This window comes from Xanthomonas sp. NCPPB 901, assembly GCF_056725085.1.
Window position 1 is genome coordinate 1745445 of sequence record NZ_CM161511.1, and the last position, 26214, is coordinate 1771658.

A 26214-nucleotide genomic window follows, 5' to 3' on the forward strand; every position below is an offset into this window, starting at 1 on the left:
CCGGTCAGAACCGGACTTCGGCGGTCAGCAGCACCGAGCGCGGCGCGCCGGGCGTGTAGCGGAAGCCGCTCTTGTTGATGGCGGAGACGTAGTCCTTGTCGAACAGGTTGTAGGCGTTCAGACGCAGCGCCACATGGTCGTTGACCGGGTAGCTCAGCACCGCGTCCCACACCGTGTACGACTTCACGAACGCCGGGGTGCCGACCGCGCCGTCGCGGCCGCGCTTCATCTCGCCCGAATAGCGCACGCCACCGCCGATGGTCAGCCCGAACGGCAGGGTGTAGGTGCTCCAGGCGGTGAACGCGCTGTCCGGGGTGTAGGCCAGGTCCTGGCTGCCGTCCTGCGAGACCGTGGTGCCTTGCCGCACCCGCGCATCCAGCTTGGTGTAGCCGCTGGACAGCGACCAGCGCTCGGTCAGCTTGCCAACCGCCGACAGTTCGATGCCCTGCACGCGCTTCTCGCCGCTCTGGTAGTACAGCCCGTCGCTGCCCTGCACGATCTCGTTGTTCACGTCGGTGCGGAACAGCGCCAGGGTCGCGAACAGCGCATCGTCGAGGAAGTTCCACTTCGTGCCGACCTCGGCGGTCCTGGCCTTCTGCGGATCGAAACGCGGGTTGTTGGCGTTGTTGGCCGAGGCGCTCAGTTCCAGCGTGCTGCCGCCGGGCGGCTGCTGCGAGGTGGCGAAGTTGGCGTAGACGCTGACGTCCTCGTTGGCCTTGTAGACCGCGCCGAGTTTCCAGCTGAACAGCGTGTCGGCGATGTCGGTGTCCAGGCCGACCACGGTGGTGCAGGGCGCGGCGGTGGAGGTGGCCGAACTGCACACCAGGCTGTCGAAGTCGGTCTTGTAGTGGTCCGCGCGCACCCCGGCGGTGACCAGGAAACTGTCGCCGAACTTCAGCGTGTCGAAGGCATAGGCCGAGTAGGTGGTGGTGGTGCCGTGGCTGCGCGCGCCGTTGCGTGCGCTGCGCAGCGGGGTGGTGTTCCAGTCCGGCGCGTACAGGTTGGCCGGATTGGCCGCCAGCCACGCGGCACGGTCGACGAGGTTGTGCCCCCAGCTGCGCAGCTCCTCGCGCGAGACTTCCACGCCGGTGCTGAGGTTGTGCCGCACCGCGCCGGTGGCGAAGTCCACGCGCAGGTTCAACTGGTCGGCGAGCAGGGTGTACTGCTGGTCCTTGAAGGTCGGCAGGCTGCGCGCCACCGTCCAGGTCGTCGGATCGGCCGGATTCGGCGTGCGCAAGTTGGCGGCGTTGGGCATGAACGCGAACAGCAGGTAATCCTGTTCGTTGCGGCCCCAGCGCGCGGTGTTGGTCAGCTTGACCGCGTCGGACACGTCGTGCTCGATGCGGAAGGTGGCCATCTTCGCGGTCACGTCGTCGTGGTCGGCGCGGGTGCCGTAGAAGTTGGCGCTGTCCACGCGTGCGGCGCCGCCGAGCCACGGCCGCGTGGGATCCGGCGAGCTGTAGCCGGGCAGGCCGATGGTCGGCACGCCGCCGTCGGGCACGTTGTCCTGCTTCACGTACAGCAGGTCGAGCAGGTAGCGCGTGTCGGTGCCCAGGCCGAAGGCCAGCGACGAGGCCAGGCCCCAGCGCTTGTTGGCGACATGGTCGCGGCCGATGGCGTCGCTGTCCTGGCCCATCGCGTTGATGCGCAGCGCGCTGCTGGCGCCCAGGCTCTGGTTCCAGTCCGCGGTGGCGCGACGCTGGCCGTGGTCGCCGCCGGACAGCGTGGCGCTGGTGGCGTCGTCCAGGTGCGCCTGCTTGGTCACCAGGTTGATCGCGCCGGTCGGCGCGCTGCGGCCGTTGTCGGTGCCGGCCGGGCCTTTCTCGACCTCGATCTGTTCGATATTGAACACGTCGCGGGAGATCGAGCCGAGGTCGCGCAGCCCATCGACGAAGATGCTGCTGGAGCTGTCGAAGCCGCGCATGTAGATCGCGTCGCCGGTGCTGGTGTTGCCGTTCTCGCCGACATAGAACGTGCCGACCCCCGGGCTGTTGCGCAGCGCCTCGGTCAGGGTGGTCGCGCCCTGCTCGTTGAACAGGTCCTTGCCGATGATGTTGAGGGTCTGCGGGGTGTCGATCAGCGGCTGGGTGAACTTCGGCGAATCCGGCACTTCCACCAGGTAGCGCTTGGCGCGCTGGGCCTGTACGTCGACCTGGTCGAGGGTGGTGGGCTGGTCGGCCGTCGCGGCGTGCGCGGAGGAGAGCAGGCTCAGGCCGCCGAGCAGCATGGCGGTGGTGAGGGTTGGTGCCGCGGCCTGGCGGGTCACGGGATGTTTGCGGCGCTTGATCGAGGAGGTCATGGGCGGTTCGGTTTGCAGGATGGATGACGCCCCGGCCGCGGACACCGGCCGTCCCTCAGTGGGAGCGGGCGCGGCGCCGGGATCGGGCGGCAGTGCGAAAGGGTGTCTGCCGCGAGTGCGATGCGGGCAGTCCGTTCATTTTCCATGAAAATGCGAATTGTTTGCAATATCTTTGTCGTTTTGCACCGGCGATCTCATTGCCGCATGGCCGTTGATGCTCGAAAAGGTGCCCGCTGCCGGTCGGTTGAACGGGGCCGGGTTCGGGTTCGGGTTCGGACGGCGTCTGGAGCGCTACCGGAGGGGCGAGGCCGGACAGGATGTCCGTGGCGATGTTGGTCCTACGCTCGACAGCGGGGGCGGGGCCAAGATGCGAACGCCGCAGGATGGTGCGTGGCCGCGAGGATGGCCGCCGACACCACCGGCGTCGGAGTACGCAGGGGTGTCGGGGCGAAACGCGCGCAGGCGACGCGGTGTGGCCGGAAGAGGCCGGCATGACGCGCCATCGGGTCGATCACCGCGACCCAGGCGCGGTCAAGGCGAGATAGCGCTAATCGAGTTTTCCCTCGGACCAGCAGATCTCCCAGGTGTTCGGATCGCCGGATCCGCTGCACCCATAGCGAATGGAAATCGTGGGCAGGATTCCGTCCAGGCTGCCGTAAATGTTGGTCAGAAAGCCGGGTTCGACTTCCACCGGTTTGATGTGCGCGCTGTCCAACACCTTGGTCCAGGTGCCGGTAAACGCGTCCTCTCCTTCCGCGCGATAAACGCACACGCCCTTTGCCGTACCCCACTCTGGATAGGCGGGGCCATAGCTGGAGTCCAGATGGGCCTCGCAGACGCTGGCCATGTAATAAAAATAGTGCCCGTTGTAGGATCCTGGCGCAAAGCCGAGCGCGGGCTTGGCATGCGAGATGCCGCTTTGCCCGTTCAAGGTGAGGCCGTTCTGGCTGAGCTTCCGCTTCTCGCCGAAGTTGATTGCGTCCGGCGACTCCCGGTAGAAATAACTGATGTCGCCGTTGCCATCCACATAGGTGTAGACGGTTCTGATGCCGGCTGCGCCGTCCGCGCTCCAGGCAACGGATTGTCCTGTGCCATAGGTGCCGGGATCGCCGTCATGGATCACGGGCGCGTCGTGCTTCTTCCAGTTGATTCCATCGTTCGAAAACGCCACGGCGATGCGATTGTCGATGCCGTTGCTGCCAGGCCGCTCCGTGGTGTAGTACATCACGTAGCTGTAGTCCTGGCCTTGGTAATTCCAATGGCCACGGGTCACCGTGGGGTCGCAGGTGTGGACGCCCTCCCAGGTGAGCGGGCGTGCGCCGCGCAAGAACTGATTGGCTTGAAGGACAATCACGGGAGCGCTCCAACTGCCCGTTCCCGTGCGCTCGCGGTACTTGACGACGTCATGGCCATTCAGATGGCCGCACCACCACACTTTCTCTTTTCCATCCAGATCGATGAGCGAGCTGGGGGAGTAGTCCCACCCGGGCTGGTCGAATAGCAGTTCGCCTTCGGAAAAAGCAGCGGCGTACGCCATGGGATGAGCGGCCGCGAAGAGCACGCCAATGGAAAGGAGAAGAGGAGTGCGCATTCGCTGGGCCGTCGCTGAGTCGAATCAGTATAGGTGAATCGGCGCAAGCGAAGGCTGGCGAACCAGCCAATTCGATACGCGGATGGCTTGCGATTGTCATGGTTCGCGAACGCCGCGAAACAAGCGCATGGCGGTCGCGCATGCGCTTGCATTGGGAGCGAGCGAATCGCCTTCCCCATGCTGCCGGGCCGTGGTGCCGCGATGCTTGCAGCCTCGAGCGGACTCAGGCCGCTGCGGCCTGCGCCAAGCGTGGGCCTTCGCGCAGGGCGCGGCCGATCAGCCCGACCAGCAGGTCCAGCTCTTCGCTGTCCATCGCGAAGTGCGGGGTGAAGCGCAGCGAGTTCTCGCCGCCGTGGATCACGTTGACGCCGTGCTGGCGCAGCCACTCCTCGGTCGAACCGGCGCCGTAGCACTTGTACTGCGGGGCCAGCGCGCAGGAGAACAGCAGGCCGGTGCCCTGCACCTGGGTGATGGCGCCGCCGAGCTCGGCCTTGAGCTTTTCCAGCTTCTGCACCGCCTCGGCGCCGCGCTCGCGGATGTTGGCGCGCACCTGCGGGGTCAACTGCGCCAGGGTGGCGGTGGCCACGTCCAGTGCGCGCGGGTTGCTGGTCATGGTGTTGCCGTAGGTGCCCTTGCGGTACACCTGCGCCGCGTGCTCGGTCACCGCCAGCACCGACAGCGGGTACTGCGCGGCGTTGAGCGCCTTGGAGTAGGTTTCCAGGTCCGGCGGGTCCAGTTGCTCGAAGCCGGGATAGTCCACCACCGAGAGCACGCCGTGCGCGCGCAGGCCGGCCTGGATCGAGTCGACCAGCAGCAGGCTGCCGTGGTTGCGGGTCAGTTCGCGCGCGGCGGCGTAGAACGCCGGCGGCAGCGCGCGGCCGGGGTCGCCTTCGCCCATCACCGGCTCCAGGAATACCGCTTCGATGAACCAGCCGTGCTGTTCGGCCTCGGCGAAGGCGCGGCGCAGCGCCTCCACGTCGTAGGGCGCGATGGCGATCAGCGAATCCTCGCCGCGGTAGCTGGCCAGGTGCTGCAGATAGGTCTTGCGGCTGGAGTCGGAGTACATGCCCGGCCGGTCGGTGCGGCCGTGGAAACTGCCCTTGACCACCAGCCGCTTGATCTTGGCGCCGGCGTGGCGCGCGCCCGGGTCGGTCTGCAGCTTGGCGTTGATGTCGACGATGCGCGCGGCCAGGCCCACCGCTTCGGAACCGGAGTTGAGGCACATGAAGCGTGCATACGGACAGCCGCCGCGGCGGTGGCCGATCTCCGCGCGCAGCGCGCGCTCGAAGCGCAGCTGCGACAGGTTGGGGGTCATCACGTTGGCCATCACCTGCGGCCGCGCCATCGCCTCCAGCACCGCCTCCGGGGTGTGGCCGAAGCCGAGCATGCCGTAGCCGCCGGCGTCGTACAGCACGGCGCCCTTGAGCGTGACCACCCACGGGCCGCGCGCGCTCAGCGCCACGTAGGGGGTGACCGCGTCGTCGGCGTAGAAATTGACGAAGCCGGCCTGCAGGTGGCGGATCTGTTCGGCTTCGTCCAGTTCCAGCAACTCGCCGAATTCGGCAGCGATGCGTGCATAGTCTTCGCCCGCCGCGTCGATCGCGGCGCGCAGCGCCGGATGCGAGGCCACCAGGCGCTCGATGCTGGCGTCGTCCAGGCCATGGGTCAGGCGGTCGCCGGCGTGGGCACGGAGCGGGGCGAGCGGGCCGAGTACGGTCATGCAAGATCTCCTGAAGGCGGGCTGTCTGGCGACGATCCTCCCTATTATCGGGACAGGATCGTCGAATGGCAGCGTGAATCCGTGCAGGAATTGACGCAATTTCGTCGATTCGACGAAAATCCCTGGCCATGAAGATCACCGCCTCCGACGACGCCCTGCTGTCGCTGCTGCGCGAGGACGCGCGCGCCTCCACCGCGCAGATCGCCCGCCGCCTCGGCCTGTCGCGCACTACCGTGCAGAGCCGGATCGAGCGCCTGGAGCGCGAGGGCGTGATCTGCGGCTACACCGTGCGCACCCGCGACGACTACGAGCAGGGCCATATCCGTGCGCATATCCTGATCACCGTGCTGCCGAAGAAGATGACCTCGGTGGTCAAGGCGCTGCGCGAGATCGACGCGGTGCGCGTGCTGCATTCGGTCAGCGGCTCCTTCGACCTGATCGCGCTGGGCGTGGTGCCGGGGGTCAACGACATGGACGAACTGACCGATCGCATCGGCGCGCTCGACGGGGTGGAGCGCACGACCTCGTCGATCATTCTGTCCACCAAGTTCGAGCGTTGAAGGCTGGGAGTCGGGATTGGGGATTGGCAAGAGCTGGATCCCGCTTCATGCCTTGGACAATCCCCAATCCCGAATCTCCAATCCCGGCGCCGCTACAATGTTCGGCCCATTCCCGATTTTTGCCGGCGCCTTGAAGAAGTCCGATTTCCACTACGACCTGCCCGAGGAACTGATCGCACAGGCGCCGTTGGCCGAGCGCTCGGCCAGCCGGCTGCTGCTGGTGCCGCCGGCGCCGGCGCCCTTCGATGACCGCCACGTCCGCGATCTGCCGGAGTTGCTGCGTGCCGGCGATCTGCTGGTCTTCAACGACACGCGGGTGATTCCGGCGCGGCTGTTCGGGCAGAAGCGCACCGGCGGGCGGGTCGAGATCCTGATCGAGCGGCTGCTCGGCGGCCAGCGCGCGCGGGCGCAGTTGGGCGTGAGCAAGTCGCCCAAGGCCGGGGCGCGCATCGCCCTGGACGCCGGCGGCGAGGCCGAGGTGCTGGGTCGCGATGGCGAGTTCTACCAGTTGCAGTTCCACGTGGACGGCGCGCTGGAGCACTGGCTGCAGCAGGCCGGGCGGTTGCCGTTGCCGCCGTACATCCGCCGCGAGCCTGGGCTGGACGACCGCGAGCGCTACCAGACCGTGTTCGCGCGCGAGGCCGGCGCGGTCGCCGCGCCGACCGCCGGACTGCATTTCGATGCGCCGTTGCTGCAGGCGCTGCAGCAGCGCGGCGTCGAGGTCGGGCATGTGACCCTGCACGTCGGCGCCGGCACCTTCCAGCCGGTGCGGGTGGAGGCGCTGGAACAGCATCAGATGCACCGCGAGTGGCTCAACGTCGGCGCCAGCCTGGTCGAGCAGGTGCGGCGCACGCGCGCGGCCGGCGGCCGCGTGATCGCGGTCGGGACCACGGTGGTGCGCGCGCTGGAAAGCGCGTCCAAGGACGGCGAACTGCATCCGTTCGCCGGCGAGACGCAGATCTTCATCCTGCCCGGCTACCGCATCCGCAGCGTCGACGCGATGGTGACCAATTTCCATCTGCCGGAAAGCACGCTGCTGATGATGGTCTCGGCCTTCGCCGGCCGCGAACGCATCTTCGCCGCCTATCGCCACGCCATCGCCCAGCGCTACCGCTTCTTCAGCTATGGCGATGCGATGCTGCTGTGGAGCAGCGAGACCCCGGCAGGCCACGCGGGGTGAGTGTGTTGCGCGCACCGCCGCGCGTTCTTGTGGACGACGCGCTGCCTGCGATGCAGCGGGCCGTCGCCCGCTCGCTGGCGCGTGCGTCGACACCAACGCCGACGCGCTGACCGCCGCCGTCGCCGCGATGCGACGAAGGCGCGGACGCTGATGCGCCGCGTGTACCGTCCGTCTGGGGCGCGGTGTTCGGCGGCAGCTCCAGCCCCGGGCCGGTGTTCTTCGACAATCCACAGTCCTGCACCGAGCTCGATCAGTCGGACGTGGCGCCGGCGTACATCGCCCTGGACGGCAGCGCCGCCGAGCATTTGAGGGTCGAGGCCCACACCCCGTCCTCGTGGTTGGCCTGTTCGGAAATCGAGGTCTACGGCGAGCGGGCAGTGCAGGCGTCGCCGCCGACCGCGGCGGCGCCTGGCGAAAACGCCTTCGCGTTGCCGGCCCCGCGCCGGGGTGGCGCGGTCGCGGCGCGATCGCAGCGAGATGGCCGATCTGCGCTGCGTCCCGTCAATTGCAGCAACACAGTTCCGGCGTCATCCGTTTTGACCGTCTCCGGCAGCCCCCTCAACCGAGGGAGCTTTCTCCCGGCGCCTCGGCGCCGCCACCGTTGCCAATCCCCGATCCCGACTCCCCAATCCCAGCTACTTGATCGGCTCGTCCAGCATCAGCTCGCGCACGAACCGCACCGGCGGCGCGCCGTAGGACAGCACCTGGTCGTGGTAGGCCTTGAGGTTGAACTTGTCGCCGAGCTTGTCCTGCATCGCCTTGCGCAGGTCCAGGTGCTCCTGCACGCCGACGAAGTAGGTCGGCAACTGCGCCGAGGTCAGCTGCGCGCGCACCCACTTGCCCTCGGCCTCGCTCTGCTGCTGGAAGGCGTCGTGCACCATCAGGTGCAGCGCCTGTTGCTTGCTCCAGCCGTCCACGTGCACGCCCTGGTCGAGCAGCGCGTTGGCGATGCTGCGCAGGTAGAACTTCAGCTGCACCAGGTGGAACAGCGGATCGTTGTCCAGGTAGCCCTGCTCCTGCATCATCCGCTCGGTGTACACCGCCCAGCCCTCGGCGAACACGCCCGAGCGCAGCACGCCGCGCAACGTAGAGGGGAACTTGGCCGAGTGCCAGCCTTCCACGTAATGCCCGGGCACGCCCTCGTGGATGCTCAGCAGATGGATCATGCGGCTGTTGTACTCGCGCAGGAACGAGTCGGCCTGCTGCGCGGTCCAGTCATCGGGGATCGGCGACACCGCGTAGAAGGTCTTCAGGTTCTTGTCGAGCGGGCCGGGCGAGTCGCAGTACGCCACCGCCACGCCGCGCTGGAATTCGGGCATCAGGATGATGTCCACCGGCGCGTCGGGCAGGGTCACCAGGTCCTTCTTGCGCACGAAGGCGGTGGCGTCGGCCAGCGAGGCCTTGGCGGCCTCGACCACCTTGTCGCGCGCCGGATGCTGCGCGTAGGCCAGCTCCAGCGCCGCTTCGATCGCCTTCTGCTGCTGTTCGTCGCTGGGCGCATCGACCAGGGCCGGCGCGCCGGGCTTGTCCTTGAGCACGGTGCGGGCGATGCCGTACATGTCTTGACGCACGCGCTTGAGTTCGGCTTCGGCGCGCTGCTTGATGTCGGCGCGCGACAGCGAGGAGTTGAGCGCGAACTTCAGCTTCTGGTCGTACTTTTCCGCGCCCAGGCGGAAGTCGCCCTTGGCGTTGGGCACCAGGGTCTGGTCCAGCCAGGTCTGCTGCTCGGCCACGGCCTTCTTCAGGCCCTCGATCGCCGCCTGCAGACGCTGCGCGTCGGCCTGCGGCAGTTCCTGGACATGCGGGACGATGAAGCTGTCGACGATGCTGAGGATGCCGCGGTTCTGCTTGGCCACGGTCTTGGCGCTGATCTCCGACACGCGCGCCGGGTCCAGGTTGGCGCGCGCCTGCGCGAACAGCGCCGGGATCTTCTCCATGCGCGCGGTGGCCGATTTCAGCCGCTCCGGCAGCGGCGCGAACTCGCGCGCCATCAGTCCGTAGATCGCGCCGCCGGCCAGTCCGTTGTAGACCTGCGGATCGGTCGCCCAGCCCTGCGCCACCTCGCTGTTCCAGATGTCCGACTGCAACTGGTTGCGCAGGATCGCCGCGTCCACCTGGTTCTCGCGCGAGAGCTTGCTCACGTCGAGCTTGTCCAGCTCCGCCAGCAACTGCTTGCTCGCGTCCAGGCTCTTCTGCCGTCCGGCCGCGCTGAGGTCGTCCAGTTCGCTGTCGTAGCGGTGGTCGCCGGTCTGGGTGGCGCTGACCGGAGACAGCTGCATCCAGGTGTCCACCGCGCGCTTGGACAGCGCGGCGAAGCTGGCGTCGGCCGCCGCATCGGATGCCGTCGCGGTCTTGGCGGGCGCGTTGCTGGCGGCGGGCGCGTCGGCAGGTTGCTGCTGGCAGCCGGCGAGGGCGGCGAGCAGGGCGGCGGCGAGCAGGTGCTGGCGCATCGGGATTCCTGGAGTGGGTCGATCCGCCAGGGTAGCGCCGCCGCGGCTGCCGGCGCCCCTGCCATTGGATTACCCTTGCGGTTTTTGCCACCCGGGAGCTGCACAATGCAGGACAACGGACGTCGCCACCGCGACCCTGTCGCGTTCGATTTCGCGTTCGATCCGAAGGCCGCCACCGCGGCGGTCGCGATTAACGCTGCACTGCCTGCCGCCGCCGCAGGGCGCGCCGTGCCCGCTGGCGCGGCACGCAGTCTGTTGCCTGCGCGCCGGCGCTGGCGTCGTTGGGGTGCTTCGCTGGCGCTGCTGGCGTCGCTCGCGGCCTGCAGCCGCGGCGGCGAGAGCGCTGCGTTGCCGGCCGCCGATCGCTATTCCGCCGATGCTGCCAGTAGCGCCGCCAGTGCGGCGGAGGCCGCGGTGCAGGCGGCAGACGCGGCCGTCGCGGCCCCCCCGCCGAGTGGCGACGGACGCGTCATGCCGTCCCTGGCCTACGAGCACGAGGTCAGCGTGGCGCTGCCGGCGGCGCAGATTCCCGCACGGCTCAAGCAACTGCAGGACGGCTGCCTGAAAGCCAGTTTCGGAGCGTGCACGGTGTTGCAGGTCGAACAGCGCGGCGGCGAGCGGCCGCGCGGCGAACTCAGCGTGCGGATCGCGCCGGCCGGGGTCGAGCCGTTGATCGCGCAGGCGGGCCAGGACGGCCAGATCGAAAGCCGCACCACCCATGCCGAGGATCTGGCGCAGGCGGTGCAGGACAACGACGCGCAACGCCAGCGGCTGCAGGCCGAGCAGCGGCGTCTGCAGGAGTTCGAGCAACGTCGCGATCTCAGCGTGGCCGACATGATCGCGCTGTCGGAGAAGCTGGCCGCCGTGGAGACGCAGTTGCTCGCCACCAGCCAGGAGGCCGCGCAGCAGCGCCGGCGCCTGGATACGCAGCGGGTGACGCTGACGTTCGCCGCGCCGACCGCCGAGCGCAGCCGCAGCGACATCGGCGATGCGCTGCGCGACAGTGGCGAAATCTTCGCCGGCTCGATCGCCTGGGCGATTCGCGCGGTGGTCGGCCTGGCGCCGTTCGCGTTGCTTGGCTACGTGCTGTGGCGGCTGATCGCCTGGCGCCGACGGCGGCGTCGTTCCGCCTAGCGGAGGAATCTGTTCCCGTCCGACGGGATCGGGCAGGAACGGATGGAGGTGATGCGCGAGCAGCGGACAATGATGGGTTGCGGGTCGCGGCTGAAGCCGCTCCTGCCGTTCTTCTCGTCTGACACTCAAGCTTGAGCGACAGCAAAACGACTCCTGCTGGGGCTCGCGATAGATTCACTGGGTGCACTGTGGGAGGGACTTCAGTCCCGACGCCTTGAAGTCGGGTACCTGAGGCGCGGCTGGCGCCGCTGGAAAGCAAGGATGCTGGCCATGAGCATGCCAGGACGCAGCGCCACGCGGCGCAACGCCCCGGATGCAGGCCTCAGCCTTCGTCCTGTTCGAACTCCACGACCACGTCCAGTTCGAACGCCAGCGCCTCCACTGCCTCGCGCACCTTCTGTGCGGTGGCGGCGTTGCCGGCGTCCACTTCCACTTCGTGGGTGCCCGGTCCCTGGTCGTCGGGCAGGCCGGCGGAGCTGGAATCGTCGTCGTCCATGTGTGGCATCAGGTCGTCGATTTCCTCGACGTGTTCGATGCCCTCCAGGCTCGACAGCAGGTTGATGATGGCGCGGGCGTCGTCCTCGCTGCCGGTGATGCGGATGCGGAGCTGGGGCATGTGCCTTCCTCTTAGGGGGAAGGCGCAGGCTAGGCAGGCATCGGCTAAGGCGGGGTGATGACGCGCTTAGCGCAGCGGCACGACCGCGTCCGGGGCGGCATGCTCGGCCACCGGCAGCAGCAGTGCCTCGGCGGCCGCGCGCAGCAGCGTCGGCGCGATGTAGCGGCGATGCGCGGCGGCGATCAGGGCCATGTACAGGTGCCCGAAGCGATTGCGGCAGGCCACCCGCGTTTCCAGGCTCAGCTCGGCACTGCCGTCGTCGCGCAGCCTCACGCCCACGCAACTGCGGAACGCCAGGTGGCGATCGTCGGCACCGAGCAGTACCTGCACGCGCTGCGCCTGAGTGGCCTGTGCCAGCACCGGGAAGCGCCCGGCGAACAACTGCTCGCGCTGTGGCGACAGCAGCGAGGACACCGGACAGCCCAGTGGCGAGGTGCGCAGCCGCAACGGCGCCACCAGCACGTTGCGCAGGCGCATCAGCCAGGTCACGCCACGCGGCGGGTGCTGCAGGAAGCCATCCAGCAACGCCGCCATCAGCGCGTGCGCGCTCAGCGGCCGCCGCGCCTGCGCCGGCACCGCTAGCCGTACGCTGTCCTGGTGATGATGCGCGGGCAGTTGCTGTTCGAGCAGCGAGCCGGGCAGCAACTGCGGCGTTACCCGCGCGCGTGGCAAGCGCGGCGCCAGCGTCGCGAAGCCGGCCGGATGCCGCCAGGCGCCCAGCCGCTGCCGCAGGCGTCCGCTGAGGGCGCGCAAGCCGGTGCACCAAGCCAGGCGCCGGCTGCCCGGCGAGGCCGCCAGCGACAGCCGCACCGTCGGCACGGATCGCGCCTGCGCCTGCGGCGAGGCCAGTAGCGCTGTGACTGCGGGCGGCAGCAGTTCGGTGAGGGTGGCGATGTCGGCGGTGCCGGCCAGCACCTGTGCGCGCACGTCCTCGGCCAGCGCGCCGCCGGCTTCATCGCTGTGGCAGGACAGGGCGAAGAACGCCGGGTGCCCGGACTGCGCGCGCAGCGGCGCGAACTGGTGCCAGGTGCCGCCGCCGAAGCGCACGCTGAACAGGCAATCGGCGGGTAGTTCGACGTGCCGCAGCGCGGCTAGGAAATGCTGCGGATCCTGCGCCAGTTGCGCCGGCGAGGCGGTGCTGAAACGCAGCAGCGCGCCGCCGCTGCCGGTGATCGCGGTGAACATGCGATGCCCGGCATGGCAATGGAATGGATGACCGCCGCTGCCGACCGCGAACGAGTACAGCGCGGTGGACTCGCCGTTTTTGAAATCGGTGCCGGCCAGGCGCGCCGAGGGCTCGTCCAGCGCGTCGCGGAACTGCGGATGCGCGCGCTGGCGCAGGCAGGCCTGGGCGATCAACGGATCGCCGGCGCCGACGCCGAGCTGGGCGATCAGGATGACCTCCACCGGCAAGCCGCCGCTGTAGGAGGGCAGGCGCACCGAGGGAAATCCGGTTTGCGCGGCGGCGTGTTCGCTGAGCGGTGCGGCGGTCATCGGCGGACTCCTGTTGCCGTGGCGGGAAGATCAGGCGGTGCGCTTGGCCTGCCTGCGCGATTCGCGTTTGAGCGGGCCGGCGCTGGGGCAGATCTCGAAGGCGAAACCGCTGAGGGTGTTGACCAGGTTGTCGGGGGTGAGCCGGTACACCACGAACTGGCCGCGGCGCTCGCTCGCCACCAGCCCGGCCGCTTCCAGCACCGACAGGTGCCGCGAGATCGCCGGCGCGCTCATCGCGAAGCGCTGCGCGACCTCGCCGGCGGTGAGTTCCTGTGCCGACAGATAGGCCAGGATCTCGCGGCGTGGGCGCGAGGCGAGGGCTTCGAAGACGCGGTCGATGGACATCGGGGCTTAGATAATTAACGAATTAGTTAATTAATGGCGTGTCGCCTGGTCCATGTCAAGTGTCGAATCGACGCTGTGACGCGGTTTCCCCCATGACGTTCTCCGTCCATGAGGAGAGTCGTTGTCGCAAAAGACGTGACCGGCGAGGTGCCCGCGTTTCAACTTTCCTTGCGTGTGGTCACCAGGCGCAGGAAGGCTTCATGCTGGTAGCGGCTCATGCGTAGTTGCTGTCCCGTCTCCATCGTGACCACGTGGTGGCCGTTGAACCAAGGATGGATCGCCCTGACCCGACGCAGGTTGACGATCGCCGATCGATGCACGCGGGCGAAGTGGCGCGGGTCCAGCCGCGCGGCCAGCGTGGCCATGGTCTCGCGCAGTTCATGGGTGCGGTCGGTCAAGTGGATCAGCACCGTGTTGCGACTGGCCTTGATCCAGACGATGTCCTCGACCGCGATCAACACCACTGCTTCGTCGACGCGCACCGGAATCCGTTGCAGATAGTCGTCGCGCTGGCGCAGCGCATCCAGGGTCTGCAGAATGCGCGCCTCGGCGAAGGATCCCATGCCGTTGCCGGCGGACAGGCGCCGCTTTGCGCGCTGCAGTGTCTCGGCGAAGCGATCGCGGCTGAAGGGCTTGACCAGGTAGTCCACTGCATTGGCCTCGAATGCACGCACCGCGTACTGCTCGTAGGCGGTGACGAAGATCGTTGCCGGCATGTTGGCCGCACCGATCGTGGTCACGACGTCCATGCCGGTCAGTGCCGGCATCTGGATGTCCAGGAACACCAGGTCCGGCGACTGGCTGCGGATCGCGACCACCGCAGAGGCGCCATCGCCGCATTCGCCCAGCAGTTCGATGTCCGGATCGGCGCGCAACAGCCGCACGATGGCGTGGCGCGCGATCGGCTCGTCGTCGATGACCAGCGCCGTGATACTCATACGGCGACGTGCTCCGGGGCTTCCTCGGCGTCCAGTTCGCGGAAGGGCAGCCGGATGCGGCAGGAAACGCCTAGCGGATAGAGCATGTCGAGCCGGATGTCGGCCTTGTCGCCGTAGAGTTCCTTCAGCCGCAGGCGAGTATTGGAGAAACCGATGCCGTGTCCGCTCGCACTGCCGTTTTCCTCCAGCGTACTGTTGCCGTTGCGCACTTCGATGGACAGCGTTTCGCCTTCGCGCCGGCTCTCGATCTCGATGCGGTCGCTGCCGACACGCTGGCCGATGCCGTGGCGGATCGCATTCTCCACCAGCGGTTGCAGCAGCAGGCTGGGCACTGCGCAGTGCAGGGTGCCGGGCGCGACATAGATCTTCGTGCTCAGGCGGTCGCCATAGCGCTTGCGCTGGATGCCGAGATACAGGTCGAGCAGGGCCAGTTCGCGTTCCAGGGTGATTTCCTGGCCGTCGTAGTCTTCCAGGAACGCGCGCAGCAGCTCGCTCAACCGCAGCAGCATGTCCTCGGCGGCGAGTGTGTCTTCGTCCAGCAGGGTGACGATTGCATGCAGCGTGTTGAACAGGAAATGCGGTTGCAGCTGGCTCTTCAGCGCTTGCAGACGCGACTGCGCGAGTTCGGCGGCCAGGCGGCTGGCTTCCACTTCGCGCCGTGCCTTCTCGGCGTGGAAGTGCAACGCTTGCTGGATCGCGAACAAGGTCCAGTAGGTCAGCAGCCCGATCGCGAAGTGCTGCTCCAGGAAATAACCCAGTTGTTCGGCGAAACCGCTGGGTTCGAACAGGGTGGAGACCAGTGCGCCGATGACCATCGCGGCAAACGTCACGCACAGGCTGGCGACTGCCTGCGCGCCAAGTCCATGGAAGCGCTGGGCGCCGCGGACAGGGAAGCGTTCGGCGAGCCGGAAGACGGTGGGCGCCAGGAGGGCCCAGCTGTACCACTGGATCAGCGACCACCGGATGAGCACCTCCAGAGGCCACCTGCCGGCAGACGCACTGTTGTTGATGATGTTCTGGAGCATGAACACCATGGCCACCAGCGTCCACAGCGCGATATAGCGCCCCAGGCGAATTTCGGTAGTGCCGAGTCGGACGTTCATCCAGAGGCGGTCGAGGGGGGACGGGCGCATCCTAGGCGCAGCGACACGCCGTGGAAAGCGCCGGTGCGTGCGCACTACGATTGGGAGCGCGAGAGCGACGATTCGTCCCGAATCGATTTGCAGCCGCACGATCACGCGGCCTGATGGGACGCCGGTACAGGGGCATCTACCCCGTGTGGCTGGCGAATCCTTCCCATCGGAGATCCCGTCATGCCCTCGATCCGTCTCTTTGCCTTCACCGTCTCCCTGTTCGTCGCGACCGCACCGGCGGCCGCCGCCGAACCGGTCCGCTATCTGGAACTCAGCAACCGTGCCTATGACGCGCTGACGTCGCTGGCGGTCGCTGCGCCGGGCAGTGGAGCGTTCCGTGAGGTCGCACTCCACGCGCCGTTGCTGGGCGGTGGCGACGCAGCGACCTTCCCGCTCGCAGGCGCTGCCTGCCGCTACGATCTTCGCTTCACCTTTCGCAACGGACGTTCGATGCTGTATCCGGATGTGGACGTCTGTGCGCACCGCGTGCGCATCCGGCCGCTGCCGCATTCGCAGTCCGGCGGGCATGCGCTGCAGGTCGCTGAGACGGCTGGAACCTCACCTTGACCTGCGCTTCCGATCGGAGAGCGGCGACGGCGCTTCCTTCTCCCATCGGGACCATGGCCTCCTTTTCGGGGGAAGGCGCCCCGCAGGGGCGGATGAGGGAACGGGCGCAGCCTCGTACATCCAGGCTCCAAGAGTCGCCTTTGCGCCGGACCCTCACCCAACCCCTCTCCCGATCGGAGAGGGGCTTCCGCCATCTGTGGGAGGGACTTCAGTCCTTAAGGTCTCTGTCGCGCCACCACCTCACTGCGCACTCGCTGCGCACGCACGGCCAAACGAACTAACCCGCCTTCGGCGGCAGCCCGAGCAGTTCCGCCGGCAGCGCCGGCAGCGGCGTGCGCTCGTCCGGCGCCTCGCGCTTGAGCCAGTCGATGAAGTGGCTGGCGGCCGGGCTGAGCAGGCGGTGGGTGGGATGCACGATGTAGTAGGAATAGCGCGCGGTCAGCGCCGGGCCGGGCAGGCGTACCAGTTCGTAGCGTTGCACGTAGGGCTGGGCGATGTGCTTGCGCGCCAGCACCGCGCCCACGCCGTACACCGCCGCACGCAGCGCATCGGTGCTGTCGTTGAAGGTGTGCATCGGCGGCAGCGCCACGCCGCGCACGCCGGCGGCGCGGAACCAGTCGCGCCAGCCCTGCGGCGACATGTCGGTGAGCAGTTGCAACTGCGCGATCTGCTCCGGGCGGCGCAGCGTCGCCAGTTGCGGCAGGGCCGGCGAGGCGACCGGGAACAGTTCGTCGTCCATCAGGTGGTGCGAGGTCAGTCCCGGCCAGTCGCCCTGGCCGTAGCGGATGCCCAGCTCCGGGCCGCCTTCTTCGAAGCGCGAGAACGCCGAGTCGGTCTGGATCTCCAGGCGCACGTGCGGATAAGCCTGGCAGAAGCGTGGCAGGCGCGGCAGCAGCCAGCAGTACGAGAGCGAGCGCAGCGTGGTGATGCGCAGCGGCGCGGTGTCAGCTTGCGGGTGCAGGTTGCCGGCCACCGCGGCGATATCGGCCAGTGCCGCGCTGGCGGCATCGGCCAGTTGCCGGCCCTCGGCGGTCAGCTTGACCCCGCGCGCGTGGCGCTGGAACAGCGTGGCGCCGAGTAGGGCTTCCAGGCGCCGCACATGGTGGCTGACCGCACTGGCGGTGAGATGCAGTTCCTCCGCGGCATGGGCGAAGTTCTGGTGGCGGGCCGCGGCGGCGAAGACGCCGAGCGCGGGCAGCAGGGACGGGCGCAGTTGCACGGTCAGACACGCGGCAGATTTGTGGCTCGCGACGATACTACGCGCTTGTCGGCCCCTGTGATGCGGGGCGATGCTGGCAGCCGAACACGACATGCGCGGCGGGCAGGCGCGATGCGGGATGTGGCGCGACCGCGCCGCCACGCATCCGCAGCCGGCAGCGGATGCGTGGCGTCGCATGAGCGTTGCGGCGCGTTTCCGGTCGACCGCGAGCCTCCTCCATGCCCACTTCCGAACCCTCCCTGCAGCCGGCCATCTCCGCCCCACCTGCGTCCACACCCGACCGCGCTGCGACACGCGACTGGCGCACGCCGCTGGAACTGGGCTTCCTCGGCGTCGTCTGGGGCTGCTCGTTCCTGTTCATGCGCGTGGCCGCGCCGCAGTTCGGCGCCTATGCGCTGGTGGAACTGCGCCTGGCGCTGGGCGCGACGGTGCTGCTGCCGTTCCTGTGGCTGGCGCGGGCGCGCTTCCCGCTGCGGCGCTGGCCGACCCTGGCGGCGATCGGCGTGCTCAACTCCGCCTTGCCGTTCCTGCTGTTCGCGTGGGGCGCGCAGCATGCGCCGGCGGCGATCGGCGCGATCTGCAATGCGATGACGGTGCTGTTCACCGCGCTGATCGCGTTCCTGTTCTTCGGCGAGCGGATCGGTTCCCGTCGCGCGCTGGCCTTGCTGGTGGGCTTCGTCGGCGTGCTGGTGCTGGCCACCGGCAAGTCGGCCGGGCTCAGCGTCGGTCCGTCGGCCTTCGCCGGCGCCACCGCGTCGCTGCTGTACGGCATCGGCTACAACCTGGTGAAGCGGCACATGGGCGACCTGCCGCCGGCCGCGTCGGCGGCGGCCACGCTGGGCTGCAGCGCGCTGCTGCTGGCGCCGCTGGCGTGGACGCATTGGCCGACCGCACCGGTGCCGGCGCTGGCCTGGGCCTGCGCCGGCGGCCTGGGCGTGGTCTGCACCGGCCTGGCCTACCTGATGTACTACCGGCTGATCCAGCGCATCGGCCCGGCCCGCGCCTCGACCGTGACCTATCTGATCCCGGTGTTCGGCGCGCTGCTGGCCTGGTGGTTCCTGGGCGAGCCGTTGACCTGGACCATGCTGCTGGCCGGGGCGCTGATCCTGGGCAGCGTCGCCTTCAGCCAGCGCGCGCGGTAGGCGGTAGGACGTGTCATCCATGCGCTAGCGACATCGCGGGTCGGCTTCGGCCTGCCAGCCGCCGCGTGGCGGCGTCGGAACACCACCGGCACCTACCAGGACGCGACAGCCGATCCGCAGGTGGCAGGCGTGGGTGAGGATGCTGGATACTGGCGCGCCCGCGTGGTGCCGCCGCAACCGCCGCATGGCACGACCGTCTGGCCTGGAGGGCGACGCAATGACCGATTCCCTGCTCGCATCGCAGTTCGCTTTCAAGGCCTGGGCCAACGCCGAACTGCTGCAGGCGCTGGCGCAGATCGATGCGGCTGCGTATCCGGCGCAGCGGCAGCGCGCGATCCGGCTGTTGAACCACACGTATGTCGTGGACCGGATCTTCGCCGCACACCTGGAGGGCGGCACGCATGCCTTCACCGCGAGCAACACGCCGCAGACGCCGGAACTGGAGGCGCTGGGCGCGGCGGTGACCGAATCGGACCGATGGTATGCCGATTACGTCGCCCGGCTCGATGCGTCCGCCTTGCAGCAGACGCTTGCGTTCCGTTTCACCGATGGCGACGCCGGCAGCATGAGCCGGCAGGAAATGCTGTTCCACGTCCTGGCGCATGGCGCCTTCCATCGCGGCAACATCGCCATGCTGCTGACCGAGTGCGCCGTGGAGCAGCCGCGCGAACTGTTCACGCGCTTCCTGCACGTACAGCAGCCGCAGCGGCGCAGCGTCGGCGGCGCCTGAGCGCGCCGGACGGCGCGCGCATGACGCGTCACTGCGGCGGCGTGCGCACCGGCAGCGGCACGTTGCACAGGTCGATGTGCCCGGCCGGACGCTTGTAGAACGCATCGCGGCGGTTGCGCCGCGCCTCGACCACCTCGCGGAAGGTCCGCGTATCCGTGCGCAGCAATTGCAGCGGCGTGCGTTCGGCGTCCGGCACGTCGCTGGCCAGGCGGATCGCGCGGATCGGCGTGCGTTGCTCGGGTTTCTCGTAGAAGCCCATCGGGTCCGGCCCGCGCGGGATCACGCTGAGCAGTTCCATGCCCTTGACCACGCGGCCGACCACGGTGATGTTGCGGTCCAGTTGCCGCGGCGATTGCCCGGTGACCACGTACAGTTCGGCGCCGATGCTGCTGTCCTCGTCGTTGTTGCGGCCGGCGCCGAGCGTGCCGTAGCAGTGCGCCAGCCAGGCGGTGCCGGCCTTGGGATCGCGCGCCACCGGAAAGCCGTCGACGAAGCCCACCTGCGGCGCCCAGCCGTCGCGGTCGGGCAGCGGCTGGAACGCCAGGCCCGCGGCCGGGCGCTGGAATTCGGCGGGCAGGTGGGTCTTGGCGCTACCCAGCGACTTGGCCTTGCCCGGCTCCTCGCCGTCGGGGTCGCCGAACTGCACCACGAAATTGTCCTGCGAGCGGTAGATGCTCAGGCCGTCCCAGAAATGTTCGTGGGCCAGGGTGCGGATGTTGCCGACGTGCTGCGGCGCGAACGCCGGCGCCAGTTCGATGACGACGCGGCCGGCGTCCAGGTCCAGGTAGAGCGTGTTGGCCGGATCCAGCGTGCGCCAGTCGCTGGGCTTGGAGGCGTCCAGGATCTGTTGCGGGCTGCGGTACGGCGTCGCCGGCGGCGGTGCCGCAGACGCGGCGGAGGCGGACAGGGACAGCGCGAGGGCGAGCAGGGAAGTGCGCAGCGGCATGAGGACGGCCCGGTCGGTGAGCGTCCGATTCTCACCGAAGCGGTGGTCGCTGCCAATGCGCCGGCCGCACGGCGCGACCGCCGTGCCGCCGACCGTGCTGCTTACGACAGCGCGCGCCGCTGCGGTTCCTGCGCCTCCTGCACCGGCGCCTGCTGCGGCGTCGGCGGCAGCGCGGCCAGTTGCCTGGCGCTTTCGGCGGCCGGGATGGTCGCTGCCTGCGCGGCGTCCACGTAGGCCACCCGCTTGTCGGCGGACAGCGGGTCGCCCTGTACTGCGAACACCCGCCCGTTGTCGTTGCGCAGGACGTGATCGACCTGGGTCAGCCCATCGCGCCGGGCCGCCAGCAGCAGGCTGCCGGCGACGTTGGCGTCGTAGGGGGTGAGCTTGCGCGCGATCGCCTCCTGCATCGCCTGTTGCTGCGGATCGGCGGTGGCGTGCGCATCGGGCGCAGTGCCCGTGCTCGGGGTGGAGCGCGCGGGCGCTGACGGGGATGGCTGGTCGGCGCGGTCGACCTGCGCGTCGATGCGCACCAACTCGCCGCCTGGGGTGCCGCCGGCGCTGCTGGCGACGTGGAACAGGCGCTCGCTCAGGCCGTACTGGGAATTGCCCAGGTTTCGCGCCAGGCCGATCGCGAAGTCCTGCGGACTCTGCTTCTCATACTGTGCGGCCTCGTGCGCGGTCATCGGACTGGCTTGCGCGGCGCGCTGGTACTGCTGGCGCAGCGCGTCCATCTGCTGCTCGGAGAAACGCAGGGTGGCGTTCTGGCCGGCCGCGATCGGCGTATCGGCCGAGGCGGTGTCCTTGCCGGTGAGCGCGGCGTTGAGCAGTTGCGCCTGGTTGTGGTCGACCTTGTCGAAGGTGAACTGATAGCTGCGCTCGTCCACGCGCTCCTTGCCCGCGGGGTCGAACTGGCGGGTCAGGGTCATCGGCACGTTGCCGGCGTACTGCACCTTGCCGACCACGCTGTAGCTGCCGTCGGCATAGGTGGTGCGCACGTGCTCGCCAGTGTTGCGCTGGCCGCCCAGGTCGGCCTTGAACGGGCCCAGGCCGAGCTGGGCGCGGGTCTCCGAACTCATGGTCAGGCTTTCGACTTTCTGCACGTCGCCGACGCCGGGCGCATTGGCGGCGAGCCGGCCGCTGGCCAGGAAGTCGCGGTACGCGGCCTGGGCCTGCGGCTCGCGCAGGTCGAAGGTGGCGGTGCGCATGGTCGCCTGGCCCAGCGCATCCTGCCGGCCCAGCATGGCCTGGGCAATGTCGGTCTTCAGCCCGACGGCCTCCAGCCGTTCCACCGCCTGGGTCGGACCGACCGCGACGCGGACGCGATCGGCGTCCAGGCGCTGCACCGCATAGCTCATGCCGGCCGCGTCGGTGCGCTCGCTGGACGTGGCGAAGCCGCGGAACGCGGCCTCCATCGAGGTCTTGGCGAACACCTGGCCATCGAGCTTGACGCTGCCGCCAACCGGAATGGTGCCGGGGTCGAAGGGATTCACCCGCGCAGCGGCGTCGGCCGTGGCCTCGCCGCGCAGCCGGACCTCGTAGCGGCCGCGCTCGCCGGTGGCCTGGGTCAGGCTGCCGTCGGCGGCCAGGCGCCCGGCTTTGAAGTCGCCCTGGATGCGATGGCCCTGGGTGAACTCCATCTCGACGTTGAACACGGTCTTGCCGTCTTCCTCCTTGCGGCCGGCGCCGACCTTGCCGGTGTGCACCAAGGTGTATTCCAGCGGGCCGTACTTGGCCTGTGCGGCCGTGCGGCTGTACTCGACCGAACCCGAACCGGCCTCTGGATCGCGCTTGACCGGGCCGGTCGAGAACTGGTGCCCGGAACTGGCGAAGCTGGCGTCGGTAGCCTGGCCGGGTTCCGCGGGGGCGGGCGTCGGGCTCATGCGTAACCTCCTGGATGGCATGCAAAAAGGAAGGTCCCGCAGTGTAGCCAGCGCGACGTTGCCGAAACGTTTGTCGCCGGGCACGGGCAGGGGCGGCGCGCCGGATGACGTGGCCGAGATCTAGCGCGATACAGAAGTGAGGGTGCACCGCGCGCTGCGCCCGCCAGTGCCGCCGAAGCGGCGCTCGCGGGCCGGGCGCTTCTTCGGCGTGGTCGGCCGACCCGCGCGCCTACGGCAGCCTGTGCTGGTGCGCAGCGAAGCGCCTTGAGTGGACTGCCCGCGGCGTGTCGCGCCGCGGGCGTCGAGGCGGCTCAGCCCGCCTTGCGGCTGCCGCGGCGCTTGAGCGGGGTGACGTTGCCGGCCGGTGCGCGGCTGGCGCCGGCGTTGGCGGCGATGAAGGCGCGCACCTGCGGATACACGATCTCGCGCCAGCGGCGGCCGCTGAAGATGCCGTAATGGCCGGCGCCTTGCACTTCCAGGTGCTGGCGGCGCGCGGCGGGGATGCCGGTGCACAGGTCGTGCGCGGCCGCGGTCTGGCCCAGGCCGGAGATGTCGTCCAGTTCGCCTTCGATGCTGAGCAGCGCGGTGTCGCGGATCGCGGCGGGATCGACGCGTTCTCCGTCGATCACCCATTCCCCGCGCGGCAGCAGGAACTCCTGGAACACCACGCGGATGGTGTCCAGGTAGTAGGTGGCCGGCATGTCCAGCACCGCGTTGTACTCGTCGTAGAAGCGGCGGTGCGCCTCGGCGTCCTGCAGGTCGCCCTTGACCAGGTTGGCGTAGAAATCCCAGTGCGACATGAAGTGCCGGCTCGGGTTCATCGCCAGGAAGCCGATGTGCTGCAGGAAGCCCGGATAGACCTCGCGGCCGTGGCCGGGGTAGGCCGGCGGCACGCTGTGGATGACGTTGTGCTCGAACCAGGACAGCGGATTGCGCGTGGCCAGATTGTTGACTTCGGTGGGGCTGCGGCGCGCGTCGATCGGGCCGCCCATCATCACCAGCGAGCGCGGCGTGGTCTCGCCGCGTCCGGCCATCAGCGACACCGCCGCCAGCACCGGCACGGTCGGCTGGCACACGCTCATCACGTGCAGCGATTCGGCGCCGATGTGGCGGATGAAGTCCTGCACGTAGCGCACGTAGTCGTTCAGGCCGAAATCGCCTTCGGCCTGCGGCACCATGCGCGCGTCGATCCAGTCGGTGACGTAGACCTTGTGGTCGCGCAGCAGGGTGCGCACGGTGTCGCGCAGCAGCGTGGCGTGGTGGCCGGACAGCGGCGCCACCACCAGCACGGCCGGCTGCCGCTTGAGTCCGTCCACGACCTTGGCGTCGTCGCTGAAACGCTTGAAGCGCAGCAGGCGGCAGAACGGCTTGCGCAGCACTTCCTGCTCGACGATCGGCAGCGCGTGGCCATCCACGTCGACATGGTCCAGCGCCCAGGCCGGCTTCTCGTAGTCCTTGCCCAGGCGATGCATCAACTCGTTGCTGGCGGCCAGACGCTCGGCGCCCGGCAGGGTCGCCCACAGGCTGTTCGCGTCGGAGAAGATCTTGGCGTTGGCTTCGGCCTGGTGGACCCAGGGGGCAAGCAGGTTACGGGTCAGTTCGTGCCACTGGTAGAGCATGCCGGCGTTTCCATCCTGAGCGTATGCTGCCGTGCAGCATACCCCATCCGGGGCGCTTGCACCTTAATGGGGCGCCAGACCAATCGTCTCCAGGGCGGCCGCATCCCCCGCCAGCGCTGGCGCCAGCCAGCAATGACTGCCGACCGGGCGCAGCCCGAGCGCACCGAACTGGCGCCGGTACCACCGCGCCGCGCGCGGCTGGAAGCCGGCGTGGTCGCCATCGAAGTCGTCCTCGGCGGCGAAGGTCTCCAGGAAGGCCACGCCGCCGCACAGTTCCACCAGGCCGGGCAGGCCCTGGCGCAGTTCGCGGCTGGGCACGTAGTGCAGCACGTCCGAACACACCAGCAGGTCCACCGGCGCGCACGGCCGCAGCCAGGCGAAATCGCCGAAGCGCGCCGGATGCAGGTTGCGGTGGCGGCCATAGCGCGCCACTGCGTAGTCGCTGCTGTCGAAGCCGAGATAATGCAGCTTCGGCCGCAGCTTCAGCAGCGGCGCGCGCCAGGCGCCTTCGCCGCAGCCGATGTCGAGCACGCTGCGGATCGGCCGTTCCAGGTAGTACTCGGCCTGGGCCACGGCGAGCGCGACCTTGCGCGCCAGGCGCGCGGCGTCGCCGATGCCGTTGTGGCGATACCAGCGTTGGAAGTAGGCGGCGTCGTACTGTTTGTCCATGCGGGCGTGTGGTCCGTGCGGGCGCCGGACGAATCGGCGAAAATGGCCGCACATCCTACGCCAGCGACCCGGAGCCAGCGCATGCAACTCTACCTGTGGATCAAGTCCCTGCATCTGCTGTTCGTGATCGCATGGATGGCGGCGGTGTTCTACCTGCCGCGGATCCTGGTCAACATCGCCGAGAGCGCGGGCCAGCCGCAGGTGCAGGCGCGCCTGGCGCTGATGGGGCGGCGCCTGTACCGCTTCGGCCACAGCATGTTCGGCCTGGCGCTGCTGCTGGGGCTGACCCTGTGGCTGGGCTACAAGGTGCTGCCGGACTTCCCGACCATGGTCGCACCCGGCCACAGCGGCTGGCTGCACGCCAAGCTCGGCCTGGTGGCGCTGATGCTGGCCTACTACATCTTCACCGGCCGCTGGCTCAAGCGCGTGGACCAGGCGCAACCCCTGCCGTCCTCGCGCGCGCTGCGCCTGTTCAACGAACTGCCGGTGCTGGGGTTGCTGGTGGTGATCTGGTTGGTGCTGGCGAAGCCGTTTTGAGTGGGGCTGGGAATGGGGAATGGAGAGACGGGAATGGGTAAAGCGGCGCGACGCTAGCTGTTAGAGCGCGAGCCGGATTCGTCTCGCATGCCACAGCGTCGAGGCGGCCAGCTTTTCCCATTCCCCATTCCCGTTTCCCGATTCCCCGCAGCGGCTCCGCCGCTGCGATCACGCCGTCTCGTACGCGCCGTAGCCGCGCAGGCGCGCGTAGCGCTTCTCCAGCAACTGCTCGATCGGCTGCTGTTCCAGGGCGTGCAGTTCGTTGAGCAGCACCGCCTTCAGGCGCTTGGCCATCTGCGTCGGGTTGCGGTGGGCGCCGCCGATCGGTTCGCGGATCACCTTGTCGACCAGGCCCAGCGCGGACAGGCGCTTGGCGGTCAGGCCGAGTTGCTCGGCGGCGTCCTTGGCCTTGGACGCGTCCTTCCACAGGATCGAGGCGCAGCCCTCCGGCGAGATCACCGAATAGGTGCTGTACTCGAGCATCAGGGTGCGGTCGCCCACGCCGATGGCCAGTGCGCCGCCGGAGCCGCCTTCGCCGATCACGGTGCAGATCACCGGTACCTTCAGTTCGGCCATCTCCAGCAGGTTGCGCGCGATCGCCTCGCTCTGGCCGCGCTCCTCGGCGCCGATGCCGGGGTAGGCGCCGGGGGTGTCGATGAAGGTCAGCAGCGGCAGCTTGAAGCGCTCGGCCAGCTTCATCAGGCGCAGCGCCTTGCGATAGCCTTCCGGGCGCGGCATGCCGAAATTGCGCGCGATCTTGCTCTTGGTGTCGCGGCCCTTCTGGTGGCCGATGATCACCACCGCGCGGCCGTCGATGCGGCCGAGGCCGCCGACGATGGCCTTGTCGTCGGCGAACGCACGGTCGCCGGCCAGTTCCTGGAACTCGTCGCAGAACACGTTGATGTAGTCCAGCGTGTACGGGCGCTGCGGATGCCGCGCCAGCTGCGAGATCTGCCACGAGGACAGGTCGCGGAAGATCTGCGCGGTACGCACCCGCAGCTTGTCCTCCAGTGCCCCGACCTCGGTCTCGACGTTGACCGCCGGGCCGGTGCTGGCGTTGCGCAGTTCCTGGATCTTGGCTTCCAGATCGGCGATGGGTTGCTCGAAGTCGAGGTAGTTCGGGTTCATTGGAAGCCGTGGAGAACTAAAGGGGGAAGTGTAGCCGAAGCGATGCGGATGGCCCGTACGGGGGGGAACGGGGGGACGAGGCCGGGAATGGGGAATCGGGAATCGGGAATCGGGAACGGGGAATGGGGAATGGGGAATGGGGAATGGCAAGAGCGGGGCGGCTCCGCGCGATGTTCACGCCATCGGGAGGTCGGCTTCTACGATTCCCGACTCCCGATTCCCCATTCCCGGCTCAAGCACATGGTGAATCGGAAGAGCGGGGCGGTTGCGCGCGATGTTCACGCAACCGGGAGGCCGGCTTTTGCGATTCCCCATTC

At 68.8% G+C, this 26214-nt stretch carries 22 protein-coding genes and 1 pseudogene; 8 read left to right on the plus strand and 15 right to left on the minus strand.

Annotation, left to right across the window (positions count from 1 at the left end; genetic code table 11):
* Positions 1–4: 4 nt before the first annotated feature.
* The 3 genes from AC1PME_RS07115 to AC1PME_RS07125 form a co-directional block, all read right to left on the minus strand.
* On the minus strand, positions 5–2299 hold the full coding sequence (locus tag AC1PME_RS07115) for a catecholate siderophore receptor Fiu (RefSeq protein WP_481097723.1): 2295 nt from the start codon (positions 2297–2299) through the stop codon (positions 5–7).
* A 547-nt stretch (positions 2300–2846) separates the two neighbouring features.
* Positions 2847–3890 (minus strand): glycoside hydrolase family protein, encoded by a 1044-nt coding sequence (locus tag AC1PME_RS07120; protein ID WP_254460933.1) that lies wholly within the window; start codon positions 3888–3890, stop codon positions 2847–2849.
* Between the two features lie 223 nt (positions 3891–4113).
* Complete coding sequence (locus AC1PME_RS07125; RefSeq protein ID WP_481097724.1) at positions 4114–5610, minus strand: aminotransferase class III-fold pyridoxal phosphate-dependent enzyme; 1497 nt, start codon at positions 5608–5610, stop codon at positions 4114–4116.
* A gap of 128 nt (positions 5611–5738) precedes the next feature.
* Between AC1PME_RS07125 and AC1PME_RS07130 the strand changes: the two genes are divergently transcribed.
* The gene (locus tag AC1PME_RS07130; RefSeq protein ID WP_010344072.1) at positions 5739–6170 is read left to right on the plus strand and encodes an Lrp/AsnC family transcriptional regulator; all 432 of its coding nucleotides are present in this window, start codon (positions 5739–5741) and stop codon (positions 6168–6170) included.
* A gap of 130 nt (positions 6171–6300) precedes the next feature.
* Complete coding sequence (gene queA / locus AC1PME_RS07135) at positions 6301–7350, plus strand: tRNA preQ1(34) S-adenosylmethionine ribosyltransferase-isomerase QueA (protein ID WP_307549522.1); 1050 nt, start codon at positions 6301–6303, stop codon at positions 7348–7350.
* 635 nt (positions 7351–7985) lie between these two features.
* On the opposite strand, the gene AC1PME_RS07140 is transcribed toward queA, so the two are convergent.
* On the minus strand, positions 7986–9800 hold the full coding sequence (locus tag AC1PME_RS07140; RefSeq protein ID WP_481097725.1) for a DUF885 domain-containing protein: 1815 nt from the start codon (positions 9798–9800) through the stop codon (positions 7986–7988).
* On the opposite strand from AC1PME_RS07140, the gene AC1PME_RS07145 reads away from it, so the two are divergent.
* Positions 9741–10934, plus strand: coding sequence for a DUF4349 domain-containing protein (locus tag AC1PME_RS07145; RefSeq protein WP_481097726.1), 1194 nt, complete (start codon positions 9741–9743; stop codon positions 10932–10934). The genes AC1PME_RS07140 and AC1PME_RS07145 overlap by 60 nt on opposite strands.
* A gap of 322 nt (positions 10935–11256) precedes the next feature.
* On the opposite strand, the gene AC1PME_RS07150 is transcribed toward AC1PME_RS07145, so the two are convergent.
* From AC1PME_RS07150 to AC1PME_RS07170, 5 genes are all read right to left on the minus strand, one after another.
* Positions 11257–11550, minus strand: coding sequence for a hypothetical protein (locus AC1PME_RS07150; RefSeq protein ID WP_295970107.1), 294 nt, complete (start codon positions 11548–11550; stop codon positions 11257–11259).
* A 66-nt stretch (positions 11551–11616) separates the two neighbouring features.
* Positions 11617–13044 carry a DUF2867 domain-containing protein gene (locus AC1PME_RS07155; protein ID WP_481097727.1) on the minus strand — a complete coding sequence of 476 codons (1428 nt, stop codon included), beginning with the start codon at positions 13042–13044 and terminating at the stop codon, positions 11617–11619.
* 30 nt (positions 13045–13074) lie between these two features.
* Positions 13075–13389, minus strand: coding sequence for a metalloregulator ArsR/SmtB family transcription factor (locus AC1PME_RS07160; RefSeq protein WP_481097728.1), 315 nt, complete (start codon positions 13387–13389; stop codon positions 13075–13077).
* Between the two features lie 158 nt (positions 13390–13547).
* Positions 13548–14327 carry a LytR/AlgR family response regulator transcription factor gene (locus AC1PME_RS07165; protein ID WP_481097729.1) on the minus strand — a complete coding sequence of 260 codons (780 nt, stop codon included), beginning with the start codon at positions 14325–14327 and terminating at the stop codon, positions 13548–13550.
* Positions 14324–15460, minus strand: coding sequence for a sensor histidine kinase (locus AC1PME_RS07170; protein ID WP_481097730.1), 1137 nt, complete (start codon positions 15458–15460; stop codon positions 14324–14326). The genes AC1PME_RS07165 and AC1PME_RS07170 overlap by 4 nt, the downstream gene beginning before the upstream one ends.
* Before the next feature lie 180 nt (positions 15461–15640).
* Between AC1PME_RS07170 and AC1PME_RS07175 the strand changes: the two genes are divergently transcribed.
* Positions 15641–16027 carry a hypothetical protein gene (locus AC1PME_RS07175; protein ID WP_481097731.1) on the plus strand — a complete coding sequence of 129 codons (387 nt, stop codon included), beginning with the start codon at positions 15641–15643 and terminating at the stop codon, positions 16025–16027.
* A 277-nt stretch (positions 16028–16304) separates the two neighbouring features.
* Here AC1PME_RS07175 and AC1PME_RS07180 read toward each other — a convergent pair whose 3' ends face one another.
* Positions 16305–17246: a LysR substrate-binding domain-containing protein gene (locus AC1PME_RS07180; RefSeq protein ID WP_481097732.1), complete on the minus strand. Its 942-nt coding sequence runs from the start codon at positions 17244–17246 to the stop codon at positions 16305–16307.
* 218 nt (positions 17247–17464) lie between these two features.
* Between AC1PME_RS07180 and AC1PME_RS07185 the strand changes: the two genes are divergently transcribed.
* Both AC1PME_RS07185 and AC1PME_RS07190 read left to right on the plus strand, forming a co-directional pair.
* Positions 17465–18388 carry a DMT family transporter gene (locus tag AC1PME_RS07185; RefSeq protein ID WP_254460939.1) on the plus strand — a complete coding sequence of 308 codons (924 nt, stop codon included), beginning with the start codon at positions 17465–17467 and terminating at the stop codon, positions 18386–18388.
* Positions 18389–18605: 217 nt separating this feature from the next.
* Positions 18606–19118: a DinB family protein gene (locus AC1PME_RS07190; RefSeq protein WP_481097733.1), complete on the plus strand. Its 513-nt coding sequence runs from the start codon at positions 18606–18608 to the stop codon at positions 19116–19118.
* A 28-nt stretch (positions 19119–19146) separates the two neighbouring features.
* Here the strand turns inward: AC1PME_RS07190 and AC1PME_RS07195 are convergent, their stop codons facing one another.
* Together AC1PME_RS07195 and AC1PME_RS07200 are read right to left on the minus strand one after the other, a co-directional pair.
* On the minus strand, positions 19147–20064 hold the full coding sequence (locus AC1PME_RS07195) for a peptidylprolyl isomerase (RefSeq protein ID WP_481097734.1): 918 nt from the start codon (positions 20062–20064) through the stop codon (positions 19147–19149).
* Between the two features lie 101 nt (positions 20065–20165).
* Positions 20166–21944 (minus strand): XVIPCD domain-containing protein, encoded by a 1779-nt coding sequence (locus tag AC1PME_RS07200; protein ID WP_481097735.1) that lies wholly within the window; start codon positions 21942–21944, stop codon positions 20166–20168.
* Between the two features lie 94 nt (positions 21945–22038).
* Here AC1PME_RS07200 and AC1PME_RS07205 point away from each other — a divergent pair.
* Positions 22039–22187, plus strand: a pseudogene (locus AC1PME_RS07205) (sensor domain-containing protein); the annotation flags it as partial.
* A 68-nt stretch (positions 22188–22255) separates the two neighbouring features.
* Here AC1PME_RS07205 and AC1PME_RS07210 read toward each other — a convergent pair.
* A complete protein-coding gene (locus AC1PME_RS07210; RefSeq protein ID WP_481097736.1) occupies positions 22256–23563 on the minus strand; it encodes a polyhydroxyalkanoate depolymerase in 1308 nt (435 codons plus the stop codon).
* 63 nt (positions 23564–23626) lie between these two features.
* Positions 23627–24232, minus strand: a complete 606-nt coding sequence (locus tag AC1PME_RS07215) for a class I SAM-dependent DNA methyltransferase (RefSeq protein ID WP_481097737.1) — start codon at positions 24230–24232, stop codon at positions 23627–23629.
* 81 nt (positions 24233–24313) lie between these two features.
* Between AC1PME_RS07215 and AC1PME_RS07220 the strand changes: the two genes are divergently transcribed.
* Entirely contained in the window at positions 24314–24769 is a 456-nt protein-coding gene (locus AC1PME_RS07220) for a CopD family protein (protein WP_254461375.1), read from the plus strand.
* 168 nt (positions 24770–24937) lie between these two features.
* On the opposite strand, the gene AC1PME_RS07225 is transcribed toward AC1PME_RS07220, so the two are convergent.
* The gene (locus AC1PME_RS07225) at positions 24938–25897 is read right to left on the minus strand and encodes an acetyl-CoA carboxylase carboxyltransferase subunit alpha (RefSeq protein WP_254460945.1); all 960 of its coding nucleotides are present in this window, start codon (positions 25895–25897) and stop codon (positions 24938–24940) included.
* Positions 25898–26214 lie beyond the last annotated feature (317 nt).

What these genes read in the sequence shown, in the direction of transcription:
- AC1PME_RS07115 (WP_481097723.1), bottom strand. Translation starts at nt 2,299, where the DNA reads ATGACCTCCTCGATCAAGCGCCGCAAACATCCCGTGACCCGCCAGGCC.
- AC1PME_RS07120 (WP_254460933.1), bottom strand. Translation starts at nt 3,890, where the DNA reads ATGCGCACTCCTCTTCTCCTTTCCATTGGCGTGCTCTTCGCGGCCGCT.
- AC1PME_RS07125 (WP_481097724.1), bottom strand. Translation starts at nt 5,610, where the DNA reads ATGACCGTACTCGGCCCGCTCGCCCCGCTCCGTGCCCACGCCGGCGAC.
- AC1PME_RS07130 (WP_010344072.1), top strand. Translation starts at nt 5,739, where the DNA reads ATGAAGATCACCGCCTCCGACGACGCCCTGCTGTCGCTGCTGCGCGAG.
- AC1PME_RS07140 (WP_481097725.1), bottom strand. Translation starts at nt 9,800, where the DNA reads ATGCGCCAGCACCTGCTCGCCGCCGCCCTGCTCGCCGCCCTCGCCGGC.
- AC1PME_RS07150 (WP_295970107.1), bottom strand. Translation starts at nt 11,550, where the DNA reads ATGCCCCAGCTCCGCATCCGCATCACCGGCAGCGAGGACGACGCCCGC.
- AC1PME_RS07155 (WP_481097727.1), bottom strand. Translation starts at nt 13,044, where the DNA reads ATGACCGCCGCACCGCTCAGCGAACACGCCGCCGCGCAAACCGGATTT.
- AC1PME_RS07160 (WP_481097728.1), bottom strand. Translation starts at nt 13,389, where the DNA reads ATGTCCATCGACCGCGTCTTCGAAGCCCTCGCCTCGCGCCCACGCCGC.
- AC1PME_RS07165 (WP_481097729.1), bottom strand. Translation starts at nt 14,327, where the DNA reads ATGAGTATCACGGCGCTGGTCATCGACGACGAGCCGATCGCGCGCCAC.
- AC1PME_RS07170 (WP_481097730.1), bottom strand. Translation starts at nt 15,460, where the DNA reads ATGCGCCCGTCCCCCCTCGACCGCCTCTGGATGAACGTCCGACTCGGC.
- AC1PME_RS07175 (WP_481097731.1), top strand. Translation starts at nt 15,641, where the DNA reads ATGCCCTCGATCCGTCTCTTTGCCTTCACCGTCTCCCTGTTCGTCGCG.
- AC1PME_RS07185 (WP_254460939.1), top strand. Translation starts at nt 17,465, where the DNA reads ATGCCCACTTCCGAACCCTCCCTGCAGCCGGCCATCTCCGCCCCACCT.
- AC1PME_RS07190 (WP_481097733.1), top strand. Translation starts at nt 18,606, where the DNA reads ATGACCGATTCCCTGCTCGCATCGCAGTTCGCTTTCAAGGCCTGGGCC.
- AC1PME_RS07195 (WP_481097734.1), bottom strand. Translation starts at nt 20,064, where the DNA reads ATGCCGCTGCGCACTTCCCTGCTCGCCCTCGCGCTGTCCCTGTCCGCC.
- AC1PME_RS07200 (WP_481097735.1), bottom strand. Translation starts at nt 21,944, where the DNA reads ATGAGCCCGACGCCCGCCCCCGCGGAACCCGGCCAGGCTACCGACGCC.
- AC1PME_RS07210 (WP_481097736.1), bottom strand. Translation starts at nt 23,563, where the DNA reads ATGCTCTACCAGTGGCACGAACTGACCCGTAACCTGCTTGCCCCCTGG.
- AC1PME_RS07215 (WP_481097737.1), bottom strand. Translation starts at nt 24,232, where the DNA reads ATGGACAAACAGTACGACGCCGCCTACTTCCAACGCTGGTATCGCCAC.
- AC1PME_RS07220 (WP_254461375.1), top strand. Translation starts at nt 24,314, where the DNA reads ATGCAACTCTACCTGTGGATCAAGTCCCTGCATCTGCTGTTCGTGATC.
- AC1PME_RS07225 (WP_254460945.1), bottom strand. Translation starts at nt 25,897, where the DNA reads ATGAACCCGAACTACCTCGACTTCGAGCAACCCATCGCCGATCTGGAA.